The sequence below is a fragment of the Actinobacillus ureae ATCC 25976 genome, assembly GCF_000188255.1.
Classification (GTDB): domain Bacteria; phylum Pseudomonadota; class Gammaproteobacteria; order Enterobacterales; family Pasteurellaceae; genus Actinobacillus; species Actinobacillus ureae.
This window is the reverse complement of sequence record NZ_GL831080.1, coordinates 1,087,602-1,100,031: the sequence shown is the minus strand read 5'-3', so window position 1 is coordinate 1,100,031 and position 12,430 is coordinate 1,087,602. Positions and strand designations below refer to the sequence as shown.

Annotated in this window: 11 protein-coding genes and 1 riboswitch; of the genes, 3 read left to right on the top strand and 8 right to left on the bottom strand. The window is 38.7% G+C overall.

Features of this window, described 5'->3' with window-relative positions:
- Positions 1–147 precede the first annotated feature (147 nt).
- Genes HMPREF0027_RS05195 through HMPREF0027_RS05175 form a run of 5 tightly spaced genes read right to left on the bottom strand, consistent with a single transcriptional unit; the run spans position 148 to position 5,899 of the window.
- Positions 148–1,185: a peptide ABC transporter ATP-binding protein gene (locus tag HMPREF0027_RS05195; RefSeq protein ID WP_005622781.1), complete on the bottom strand. Its 1,038-nt coding sequence runs from the start codon at positions 1,183–1,185 to the stop codon at positions 148–150.
- 16 nt (positions 1,186–1,201) lie between these two features.
- Positions 1,202–2,089 carry an ABC transporter permease subunit gene (locus tag HMPREF0027_RS05190; RefSeq protein WP_005622778.1) on the bottom strand — a complete coding sequence of 296 codons (888 nt, stop codon included), beginning with the start codon at positions 2,087–2,089 and terminating at the stop codon, positions 1,202–1,204.
- A complete protein-coding gene (locus HMPREF0027_RS05185; protein WP_005622776.1) occupies positions 2,079–3,041 on the bottom strand; it encodes an ABC transporter permease in 963 nt (320 codons plus the stop codon). Before HMPREF0027_RS05185 ends, HMPREF0027_RS05190 begins: the two co-directional genes overlap by 11 nt.
- 2 nt (positions 3,042–3,043) lie before the next feature.
- Positions 3,044–4,735, bottom strand: a complete 1,692-nt coding sequence (locus HMPREF0027_RS05180) for an ABC transporter substrate-binding protein (protein WP_005622774.1) — start codon at positions 4,733–4,735, stop codon at positions 3,044–3,046.
- 15 nt (positions 4,736–4,750) lie between these two features.
- Positions 4,751–5,899, bottom strand: coding sequence for a sigma 54-interacting transcriptional regulator (locus tag HMPREF0027_RS05175; RefSeq protein ID WP_005622772.1), 1,149 nt, complete (start codon positions 5,897–5,899; stop codon positions 4,751–4,753).
- Between the two features lie 222 nt (positions 5,900–6,121).
- Between HMPREF0027_RS05175 and lpcA the strand changes: the two genes are divergently transcribed.
- Entirely contained in the window at positions 6,122–6,706 is a 585-nt protein-coding gene (lpcA, locus tag HMPREF0027_RS05170; protein ID WP_005622770.1) for a D-sedoheptulose 7-phosphate isomerase, read from the top strand.
- Between the two features lie 103 nt (positions 6,707–6,809).
- Here the strand turns inward: lpcA and HMPREF0027_RS05165 are convergent, their stop codons facing one another.
- Positions 6,810–7,796 carry a substrate-binding domain-containing protein gene (locus HMPREF0027_RS05165; RefSeq protein ID WP_005622769.1) on the bottom strand — a complete coding sequence of 329 codons (987 nt, stop codon included), beginning with the start codon at positions 7,794–7,796 and terminating at the stop codon, positions 6,810–6,812.
- A gap of 134 nt (positions 7,797–7,930) precedes the next feature.
- Entirely contained in the window at positions 7,931–9,067 is a 1,137-nt protein-coding gene (locus HMPREF0027_RS05160; RefSeq protein WP_005622768.1) for an RNA-guided endonuclease InsQ/TnpB family protein, read from the bottom strand.
- Positions 9,068–9,112: 45 nt separating this feature from the next.
- On the opposite strand from HMPREF0027_RS05160, the gene tnpA reads away from it, so the two are divergent.
- Positions 9,113–9,529 (top strand): IS200/IS605 family transposase, encoded by a 417-nt coding sequence (gene tnpA / locus HMPREF0027_RS05155; RefSeq protein ID WP_044024443.1) that lies wholly within the window; start codon positions 9,113–9,115, stop codon positions 9,527–9,529.
- A gap of 312 nt (positions 9,530–9,841) precedes the next feature.
- Here tnpA and HMPREF0027_RS05150 read toward each other — a convergent pair whose 3' ends face one another.
- Positions 9,842–11,350, bottom strand: coding sequence for a Na+/H+ antiporter NhaC family protein (locus HMPREF0027_RS05150; protein ID WP_005622766.1), 1,509 nt, complete (start codon positions 11,348–11,350; stop codon positions 9,842–9,844).
- Positions 11,351–11,481: 131 nt separating this feature from the next.
- A riboswitch (Lysine riboswitch) is annotated at positions 11,482–11,654 on the bottom strand.
- Positions 11,655–11,908: 254 nt separating this feature from the next.
- On the opposite strand from HMPREF0027_RS05150, the gene HMPREF0027_RS05145 reads away from it, so the two are divergent.
- On the top strand, positions 11,909–12,316 hold the full coding sequence (locus HMPREF0027_RS05145; RefSeq protein WP_044024294.1) for an H-NS family histone-like protein: 408 nt from the start codon (positions 11,909–11,911) through the stop codon (positions 12,314–12,316).
- Positions 12,317–12,430: the final 114 nt, after the last annotated feature.

Sequence of the window (12,430 nt, the reverse complement as noted above, 5' to 3'; positions counted from 1 at the left end):
CCGTAAAACATATAATAGTACCTCGTCCCGAAAATTTAGTTTTTTATTTTGCATACGTATCCCTTCTTATTCAAAAAAGACAAGCGGTAAGATTTTATCAACTTTTTGCATTTGCAAAAAAATCTCAAAATCTTACCGCTTGTTTAGTTATTCATTCTTTTCAGACACAATCACCGGCTCAAATTCCGCTTTTTTAAGAAAGTTTTGTTCTCTAAAGTTAATCGGGAAATGACAAGCGAATTCATGTTGTTTAAATTTACGCAATGGCGGTTTTTGAATACATTTCTTCTGTGCAAACGGACAACGAGGTCCTAATCGACAGCCTATTGGCATATTTTGCAACATCGGTACTGTGCCTTTTAAAGTATTTAAGTGGCTTTTAAAGGAGAGAGGCTGAGAAAAATCCGGAATACCATTTAATAAAACGGAAGTATAAGGGTGATAAGGTGATTCCATAATTGTTTCTTTGCTACCGATTTCAACCGTTTGCCCACAGTACAGTACATTAAACGAATCCACCCATTTCTCAATACTACCAATATCGTTTGCTACCAACAAAATTGAGGTACCGAGGTTTTTATTCATACTAGAGAGTAAACGATAAATTTGCAATTGTGTAGTCGGTTCTAGCATATGAGTCGGCTCATCCGCTACCAATAAACGAGGCCGATTAGCAACCGCCATAGCAATAATAACTTTCTGCGCTTCCCCTTCCGTAATATCAAACGGATAACTTCGCATAATGGTTTTATGATCTCGAATCCCTACTCGATGCAGCAATTCAATCGCCTTTTTCTTTTTCCAGCCAAACCATTGCCACCATTTGCCTTTAAAGTTAATCGTTTGAATTAATTGCTCCCCTACTCTTCGGCTTGGATCCAGACTAGAAAACGGGTCTTGGAAGATCATAGAAATTTGTTCACCTACAACCTTTCTACGTTGAGTTGATGAAAGCTTCAATAATTCAACATCATTAAAACGAAAACGATCTGCAGTGACAATCCATTCGTCCTTCATTACTCCGCAAATGACTTTAGCAATCAAGCTTTTACCTGAGCCGGATTCCCCTACTAAGCCGCATATTTCGCCTTCATCCAGAGTAAGATTTACATTATCTACCATTTTTACTCGTCCATTCGGCGTATCAATCTCAATACTTAAATGACGAATATCTAATAAAGCCATAATTTATTCCAATTCACTAATAACGATATTTCTCTAACACGCGGCTGATACCGTTACCCAACATGCTAATAATTAAAATCACCAATATCGTTGCCATCCCCGGTAGAATCACCGTCCAAGGCGCTAAATAAATTAATTCCAAAGAATCTCTGATCATTGCACCCCATTCTGGAGTCGGGCTTTGCGCCCCCAACCCAATAAAACTCAGCGAACTGATATCTAATACTGCAATCATAAAAATATGTGCCGACTCTTTTACTGCAACAGAAGTTAAATTCGGCAACACCACTTGTTTAATTAAATCCCAACGTGTTGCACCATCTAAACGTAATGTGGTGACATACTCTCGTTTCAGTTCTTGTTCCGTCGCTTGATAAATTTTATGGATAAAGTGCGGAAGCATAGCTAATGAAATCGCCAACATCGCATTGATTAAACTCGCTTCCATTAAGGTGGCGATAATAATCGCAATGATCAAAATCGGGATAAATAAGAAAGTATCAAATAAGTGTCCAATAAAGGAAAATGACTTGCGACTTGTACCGGCAACAACACCGATAATCCCACCAATAACACCGATTACGATACTAATAACCAATGCGGAACCAACCGTATAATAAAAGCCATATAACATACGGCTAAAAATATCACGCCCCAAATCGTCTGTGCCGAAAAAATGGCTAATTTGTCCTCTATCATCCCAAGATGGCGGCATTAATTCAAAACCAACAAATTGCGTGTCAGCCTGATAAGGTGATACTGCATGACCAAAAAAAACTAACAACAATAGTGCTATAAAAAGATATACACTGGTTAAAGCTAATTTATCTTTGCGTAGCTGAAATAGAAACTGTCTAAAGTAATCCGATTCTCTGAATTGTTCCGGCTCTTCTCTATTTAACATACCAATCCTTTTTCTGTGAAGGGTCTAACACGGTTGTAATCACGCCAACCAATAGATCCATAACAAGCACAAACAATCCGATTGCCATTACACCTGCTGAAATTGCATTATAATCTTGTGCCGAAAGCGCATTAATCAGCCATAACCCAATGCCACCCCAGCTGAAAATATTTTCAATTAACATAGAAAACGCAAAAATTAAGGTGAAATTTCTCGCACTCATCGGAATAAGCGCTGGCAACGTATTATGCAGAATATGTGCACGCCAAATTTTGAAAGGCGACCATCCCCGAGTTTGAGCCACTTTAATATAGTTTTGCTTCATCACATATTCAGCACGTTGACGGGTAAAACGAATTACCTCCAACGTCGCAGGCACGGATAAAATTAAAGCCGGTAATGCCAAATGATGTAATACACTTTGCATCATTTTTAATTTATACGGCGAATCAGCAAGAAAAATATCCAATAACCGGAAGCCGGTAACCGGTGAAATTTCATAAATAGGATGCAATTCTCCCACTGCCGAAATTGCCCACTGGTTGCTTGAGGCATAATAAAGAACCACTATCGCCAACCAATACATTGGTAACGCCAAACTGAGCGAACCGAGTGTTGCAAGTACTTTTCCGGATAAATGATTACGAAAAGCCGCAGAAAATAAACCCAGTGGCAAGCCAATAATTAGCGAAACCAATAGTGCTGTGATACATAAAGATATTGTTGCAGGAAATACGTTCAAAATTTGGTTGGCAATTGCTTCACCATTACTATAACTGATACCGAGATCACCTTGCGCAAGCCCTTCCACATAGCTCATATAAGCATTAATGCCTTGTAAATCCATAAAGTGATTAAGCGGATCTCTTAACAAAATGTTATAACTGATTAGTGTTAAGATAAACAAGGTAATCAAGGTTAAAAATAAACGACGAATTAACGCTAATAACACGGCTATTTCTCTTCATGTTTTAATTTTAAATCTGCCAAACGAACCTGACCAAACGGTGTAATTTGTGCATTCTCAACACGAGAATTCACCAGTAAAACACGGTTACCGTTTACTAGCGGTAAGACAGGTAATTGCTGTTCTAGAATATTTTGTGCTAAGCGATACAATAAATGACGTACATAAGGCAGCTCGTTTCCTTTTGCCATTTCTAGCCAACGGTCAAATTCCGGATTACACCAGTTGGCTAAGTTTGTCAGTTCATTTTGTGAACGACACGCCAAGATTGGCGTAAGAAAAGCATTCGGGTCAAGATTATTCGCTAACCAACCGGTTAAAATCATATCGTAGTCTGCCTTTCCTACTTCAGCAAATTGTGCAACATACGCTCGACTAACCGGTTTTATCTCCACCTCAATGCCAATCTTGGCTAAATCCGCACTGATCAATTCCGCCATTTTTTGCGGGTGTAAATTATAAACTCGGCTTTCATCCAGCACCCAAAGCTGCAAGCGGTCAAATTTCTCGCTATTTTCACCCGTTATTTCAGGCTGTTGATAAGGGTAACCGTCATGATTTTTCGCTGGGTACAAAAGCGGCGGTAAAGTATTTTGTGCAACTTGAGCTGAGCCATAAAAAAGAACATCGGCAATCCGCTCTCGATTAATCGCTTGTGCGATCTTACGGCGAAATTGAATATCTTGCATACGAGGTTTCTGCGTATTGAACGCTAAAAACGCTAAATTAGCCCCTGAAGTTTCAACAATTTCCTCTTTAGCTACAACAGAAAGTTGACTAGGTTCAGGCAATGCCACCACATCACATTCACGATTAAGGTATTTAGCAATTCGCCCCGCACTATTGGTCGAAACATCGACCACCATATTCGGTATATGCGCTTTTTTACCCCAATATTTATTATGCGGTTTTAGGCGAACATATTCATTTGCAACGTAATCATTCAGTTGATATACCCCTGTCCCAACCGGCAATAAATCAAGTTGCGCTAAATTCTCGTCGGCATTTAATTGCAAGGCATATTCTTTAGACAAAATCACCGCATATTGACTAGCTAAATGGGCCAAAACCGAATTGTCCGCTTCCACTAAATGGATCTTAACCGTGTAATCATTAGGTGCAGTAATTTTTTTAATCTTATTTCTTAATGCTACGCTTTCAAAATAAGGATAATGCGCTAAGTTCGCTTTAAATTGATAGGCATAGTGTTGATTTTGCTGAAACTCTGCTCTTCCCCCTTCAGTAAAATCCAACGCCGGTAACTCTTCAACATAGCCAATAATACGGTTAAGAGAGAAAACCACATCTTCCGCATTAAAATTACGTGTCGGCGTAAACCATGATGTGGTATGAAACGCAACTTTACGGCGTAAATGTAATGTAATCACCTTCCCATCATCGCTAATACTAAAACGCTCTGCCAATGCCGGTTTGAGGGAATTCGATTTCGCATCAAATTCAAATAACTTGTCGTAAATTTGTTCGGTAACGACATTCATATTGGTACCGACATCCGCTTTTTGCGGATTAAATGAAAATCCCAACACACCAGTACAATAAACAAGGCTTTCATTACGCAATTCTTTAGGCACTCTCGGGGCTGCAGAAGCGGCCGAATTTAATCCGAAAATTGCAAAAATCATCCCTAATTTTACCGCTTTACCGATAAAAGCTTTCATAATATTTACACCTTGTTACTTACTGATACCGTAGGCTCGCAATTTATTCGCTACCGCCGTATGCGAAATTCCCAAACGTTGTGCAAGCTTTCGCGTACTTGGATATTGCGCATAAAACTTGCGTAATAATGTTGTTTCAAAGCGGTTAACCAATTCTTCTAATGTCTCACCATTATCCGCAATTTGAATATCGTCTGATTTCGGTTGATGATGCGGTAAATTGAGATCCTTCACCACTAAACGATAGCTATGCGCAAGGGTACAAGCTCGATAAATGGCGTTGTATAACTCACGTAAATTGCCCGGCCAATGGTAGTCTTTGAGCGCTTGTAAAAAATCATTATCATATTCTAATTTGCTAATGCCTAGTTGCTCACTGACTTGGGTAATAAAACGATCCACTAAAAGCGAGATATCCGCATGACGCTCACGTAACGGCGGTAAATCTAATGTCAGTACATTTAAACGATGATATAGGTCTTCTCGCACTTTGCCTTCCGCCACTAACAACGAAAGTGCTTTTTGCGAAGTACAAATCACACGAATATCAACATGAACCTCTTTATCTTCACCTACACGGCGAAACGAGCCGTCATTTAAAAAACGCAACAATTTTGCCTGCATTTCAAGTGAAAGTTCTGCTATTGAATCAAGCAAAACCGTTCCACCATTAGCATACTCAAAAAAGCCTATGTTTTCTTTGCCGTTGCCACGATGACCGAACATTTCAGTTTCCGCTTCATCTGCCGGCAGCCCTGCACAGTTGACCGCAATAAACTTATGCGCTCTGCGAGCACTAAGCTCATGACAAGCTTTGGCAAACACATCTTTGCCGGTACCGGTTTCACCTTGAATCAATAAAGGCGCATCTAACAATGCAAATTTCTTTGCCTGAGCAATCACGGCTTTTATATTTTCACTTTCCGCAATCAAATGAGAAAAACCTGCCGTATTTTCGTTAAATTCAGCCTTAGTCACCCCTGCAAGCGGTCTAATTTCAGCTAAAATTTGCGCCTGTTGCTGATCTGATAACAAATCAAACTTGGCTTGCATTCCTGGTTCAGTGAATGTGATATTTTGAATCGATTGATTCTGTTTAGCCGATAAATGCATCAAAGATTCGGCAACCGTTAGTTTTTCTGTACATTCAATCAATAATTGCATAAGAAACTCGCCTTGTATCCACTAGGGTTAACAAATAATTGTGCGTAATCATACTCTGAAAAAGCTTTTTTGGAAACTTTTGTTTACAAATCGTTTCGGAAAAATTCAGTGCATTTTTATTTACTTTATATCAACCATCCCCTACACTTTTATGAACTTCACTCCATGGTAAACACCAAAAATGAGTGATTTAGTTTACAAATTTTTAATAAGGAACCTTTTATGTACTTAGAACAAATTAAAGCAGAGCTACAAGAAGCGGCTGACGTACTCGATAAATTTATGAATGATGAAAATAATATTAAGCTCATTCAAGAAGCAGCACTTTTAATCTCAAATAGCTTTAAGCAAGGTGGTAAAGTGTTGTCTTGCGGTAATGGCGGTTCACACTGTGATGCAATGCATTTTGCAGAAGAGCTAACCGGTCGCTACCGTGAAAACCGTCCGGGTTATCCGGCTATTGCGATTTCGGACGTAAGCCACTTAAGCTGTGTAAGTAACGATTTTGGTTATGAATATGTATTTTCTCGTTATTTAGAAGCGGTAGGTCAAAAAGGCGATGTATTATTTGGCTTATCAACTTCAGGCAATTCTAAAAACGTACTTAATGCGATCAAAGTTGCAAAAGAAAAAGGTATGAAAGTAATTGCGATGACCGGTAAAGACGGTGGTCAAATGGCGGGTTTAGCGGATGTAGAAATTCGTGTGCCGCACTTCCGTTATGCTGACCGTACTCAAGAAATCCATATTAAAGTTATTCATATTTTAATGATGTTAATTGAATTCGAGATGGTAAAAGCAGCTTAATTTCCATACTTAAAAAGGCGTTCAAATGAACGCCTTTTCTCTTACTAAAAGCGGTCAAATTTCACTATTTTTTTACAAACCGCTTGAGTTGAATATCATTATGTTACTTAAGATCATTTTTCTCAATCATTTTATAAGGTACTCTTAACACCCGATCTTTTAGCTGCCATGCCGTTCCTTCATCTACTTTTTTCCCTTTCGCTAAATTCTCACTAAAAGTAAGGATCGCCTTGCTCTGACTCACCCAGTCATTTTGAATTGTACCGGCTAACGCTCCCATTTTAATTAAATTTAATGCGGCAGGGATTCCGTCAACACCATAGATAGGTCCAAGTTTTCCCTGTGTTGCGGCAGCTTCCAATGCACCGATAGCCATTGCATCATTATTCGCAATAATTACCTCAATTTTTTCTTTATGCGGTGTCGCAAACCATGCACTCACTTTTTCTTTTGCTATACCGGTTTGCCATTGTGCCGACTCTAACGCTAGCATTTGCGAACCGGGAATGAGTTGCTCTAATTGTTGCGATACCACTCTGGTTCGTAATTCTGCATCGGGATGCCCATTTTCCCCTTTTAGTAATGCATATTGAATTTTTCCGTCTTTATTCAAATCAAATTGAGGGTTGACTTTCCACTGTTTAGCAACCATTTCCGCTTGTAATTTTGCAATTTCACTCGGATCTGAACCAATATAGTAGGCATGGTCATAGCTCTCCAATGCCTGACGTCCCGGAGCTTTATTGAATAAAATAATCGGTACATTACGATCTATCGCCTTACCGATAACAGTTCGCCAAGCATTTTGATCCACTAAATTTACCGCTAAAACTTTCACTTTCTGCTCGAGTAAAGTTTCAACCTGATTATTTTGTACAAGCTGTGAATTTTGTGCATTGTTCATTAATACGGAAAGTTGGTGTTTAGCAGCATTTCTTTCTAATTCACTACACATTAGCTGGATAAAATTATAGTCATAGCGATAAAGTGTTACCCCAATTTTATCTTGCGCCATACCGGTATTTATTAAACCGATACCTAAACTTGCAATTAAAGATTGAAATACTAGCAATACAATTATTCTTGACATCCTCCCCACCCTAAAGGACGAGGATTCCTACTAGCTCCCTCGCTTTGCGTGGGCTACTCTTGGTGGGTTCTTGCTGCTGACCTCTATTGAGATTCACTTCACAAGCTCGACGGCTGTGTCCCAGCCTGATATGTTTATGCTTGGACGATAGCTCGCCCACGCTCCAAAACGTTTAACGCTCCAATCACATCCGCATTTTCTGTATAGCCACATTCTACGCATTCAAAATCAGCCTGCGTTTGGCGATTTTCCTTTGCGGTATAACCGCAACAAGGGCAAGTTCGACTGGTGTTCTGCGGCGGAACAGCCACTAAAAAACCGCCTAGCCATTGCGTTTTATAGTCCAATTGACGGCGGAACTCGAACCAAGATTGGTCTAGTATCGCCCGGTTCAAACCTGATTTCTGTTTCACATTTTTGCCGTGTTCTTCCGCTGTGCCTTTGGCTGATTTGGACATATTCAACACCTGTAAATCTTCAACGTACACAACCGCGTGGTTTTTGCTGATTTGCGTTGAGATTTTATGCAGGAAATCTTTTCGGCAGTTGGCGATTTTGTGATGTAACTTGCCGATTTTATCTTTCAGTTTTTGCCAGTTTTTACTGAACTTCACTTTATTTTTTAGCTGTTTTTGCAGTTTTGCCAATTTTCCTTTATGGGTTTTAAAGGCATTCAACGGCTCAAAATATTCGCCGCTTGAAAGCGTTGCAAACCGTGCAACGCCCATATCTATCCCAATTTCTCCACCTTGATGTGTTGGGATTTCATATTCAAATTCCGTTTGAATACTGACAAAAAAACGACCGCACTTTTGGCTAACCGTGACGTTTTTAATTTCGCCGACGACAGCACGGCTGTTGCGATAACGAACCCAACCGATTTTAGGCAGATACAAACGGTTGTTTTGTTGTTCCAGTTTGCAACCTTGCGGAAAACGAAAGCTCTCTTTCAAGCCTTTTTTCTTGAACTTCGGGAAGTCAGCACGCTTTTGAAAGAAGTTTTTGAACGCACTTTCAAGATCTTTCAGACTTTGCTGTAAAACTTGACTGTGGCAGTCTTTGAGCCAAATCAGTTCTTTTTTCCATTGCGGAAGCAGATTGGCTATTTTCGTATAACTGAATTTGACGCTGCGATCTTGCTCATATTGCTCATTCTGCCAAGCCAACGCCCGATTGAAGACAAAACGAGAGCAACCACAGAACTGCTTAATTCTGCGGATTTGTTCACCGTTTGGCATTATTTCGAACTTAAAGGCTTTGCGTAGTTGCATTGGCAAGGTTTAGAATATGATTTTCCCACATTCTACACTTGGTCTATGAAAAAAGAAACTGAAATCAGACACGGCAGGCATTGTGTTTTTAATATGCACGTTCACTTAGTCTTTGTTACAAAATACCGCCGTGATGTTTTTACGAAAGCGATTTTAGATGATCTCAATTTGATTTTCGAAAGCGTCTGCAATGATTTTGAAGCAAAATTAGTCGAGTTTGACGGCGAAGACGATCACGTTCATTTACTCATTGAATATCCGCCGAAAGTGGCAGTTTCTACGCTAGTAAACAGCCTAAAAGGTGTATCAAGTCGAATGATTAGAAAGAAAAATTACCCAAGTATCCGAAAAAAACTTTGGGGCAATCAGCTTTGGTCGCCCTCTTATTTTGCCGGTAGTTGCGGTGGTGCACCCATTTCAATTATTCGCCAATACATCGAGCGACAACAAACACCCGATTAGTTAGCTTTGAAACGGCTACGCCGTTTGTGCCTTATATCTCCGCCCTGAAGAACGGAGTTTTACGGCACAGGGCTGATAAACCATTACATTTTTCATAATATGCTCCCCGTATTTTACAACTACGACTTTTTATGCCGTTTAAAACGTAATTTGATACTACACCGATTATCCTAGAAATAATGTGAGCTAGTTCACAAAATGTAGAATTTAATCGTTTGCGCTGTACAAAATTTCAAGAAAATAACAATAAAAAAAGCGGTGTAATTTACAAAAAATTTTGTAAATTACACCGCTTAATTCTGATTGTTTAAACTATTTTACTGACTTTCTTGATAATAAAATCAGAACTAACATCATCATACCAGTTGCTATAAACCCGAATAATGCTGATTCAGTAAAACCAACCACTAAATAACCGACAATTGCCGCCGTCGCAACTAATAATGCGTAAGGTAACTGTGAAGTTACATGGTCAATATGATTACACTGCGCACCGGTTGAAGATAAGATTGTCGTATCTGAAATTGGCGAGCAGTGATCACCACAAACCGCACCAGCCATCACCGCTGACATACATGGAATTAGTAAACCGGTATCCACATTGATTGCCATACCTGCCGCAATCGGTAGCATAATACCGAATGTTCCCCAACTGGTTCCTGTTGCGAATGCCATTACTGTGGCTAATACAAATAAAATCGCTGGTAAAAATGCCGGATCAATATTGCCTGCTACTAATGTAGAAAGGTAATCACCGGTGTGCATATCTTTTACAACGCTACTAATCAACCATGCAAGTGCTAAAATTGCGATTGCACCGAACATAGATTTACAACCGCTCCAAATAGCTTTTGGATAATTCGCCAAATCAATTAAACCCAATGTACATAGTATTACTGCTACTACACCTGCTGAACCACCGATCACTAATGAAAGATTAACATTAGTGTTTTCAAATGCCCCCAGTAAACTAAATGTGTCTAATGCTTGCGCACCAGTATAAATCATTGATGAAACGGTCGTTACCATCAATACTAAAATAGGGACAATTAATGCATAAACTCGACCTTTACTTTCAACAACTTCATCTTGCGTATGATGTTCCGAAGTTTGAGCTGAACGCTCAAAACGAGCCATTGAGCCAATATCAAATGAACTATAAGAAACGAAAAATACTAGCAGTAATGCAAAAATCGCATAAAGGTTCATCGCACTCATTGAGATAAATGCACTCATTGCCGTATATTCAGTAATATTATAAGTAACTAATAAACCGCCAATGGTTGCAATAATAGATGCCCCCCAACTTGATACCGGCATTAATACACACATCGGTGCTGCGGTAGAATCTAAAATATAAGCAAGTTTAGCTCGTGATACTTTAAATTTATCAGTAACAGGACGAGCAATTGCACCAACCGCTAAACTATGGAAATAATCATCAATAAACGTAACGAACACTAAACAAGCCGTCAGTAATTTTGCCCCACGTCTATTCTTAATATGCTTTCTCGCCCAATTAGCAAAAGCTTGGTTGCTTCCCGAATAAGTTAATAATGAAGTAAATATACCTAATAATAGTAAGAAAATAATAATTTGTAATTTACCTAATGACCATTTACCCTCTGAATAAACTAAACCGACTGTTATATTCTTTAAATAAGCGAAGCCGCCCATAAATTCCGGTGCGAGCATAAATGCGCCGACTAAAATTCCGACTCCTAAAGAAAATAAAACTTTACGAGTAGCGATAGCTAAAATTAGCGCAAGTGCTGCAGGTGCAATTGACCATATAGAACTTGAATAATCAACTAAATTCATAAAACCTCTAAAAATATAACTTTGTAATGAAATTGCAAGTCAAACAAAGAAGAGGATCTACTGAAATGATTTATGCGAACTGCATAATAATATAAAGGTGGGCAATATGAATAAGAAAAATATGAACCAACCCTAACAGTAGCACTCCGTAACAATTGATGTTACGACAGTGTCGTCCCTTTCGGCAACGACCCCAACCAATTAAGATGACGCTTAATTGATTTCGGCAAATACGCCTTTCCTTCTTCCTCATCGTTTTCCACTCAGAAAAAATACTTATCGGATTTGCACCTCTACAATTTGTAGGACTCCGTAAGATTACCTTAATATCGAATGCTTGCCAATAGCTAAATTCAACTATTTAAGCAAGATTAATAGTCGAATCATTCAAATAGAGGTCTTATCTCAAGCAATTAGATTATATTTAATCAATTATTTGTTTACCTTAAAAATATATTCCGCTAATATATATTAAATTCTGGAGTATTTCTTCTTTCCAGAATTCACACAATAACTAAATTATTATATTTTAAATATGGTCTTTATTTGGAGATGAAAATGTCTGATATCTTAAAAACGTTATCAAATATTCGCAGCTTGCGTGTAATCGCACGTGAAACTTCATTAGAACAATTAGAAGCTTTACTTGAAAAAGTTACTATTGTTGTTGAAGAAAAACGTCAAGCAGTACAAGCGCAAGAACTTGAACAAGCTAAATTTATGGAAGGTCTGAACAAGTATAAAGAATTACTTGAAAAAGACGGTATTTCTGCTGAAGAGCTTGCAGTTTTACTTGGTAGCGTGCCTGAGCGTAAAAAACGCGAACCACGTCCACCTCGTCCTGCAAAATATAAATTCGTTGATGAAAACGGTAATGAAAAAACTTGGACAGGTCAAGGTCGTACACCTAGCCCAATACAAAAAGCATTAGATGCGGGTAAATCGTTAGAAGATTTTGCAATCTAATCACTATCTCGTTATTAGGGGCTATTTAGCCCCCTATTTTTTACCTCAAAATAAGTATTTTTGCTCAAAAAGTTTCGTTTTGAAATATATTTCGAAAGCTTATAATAATTTATA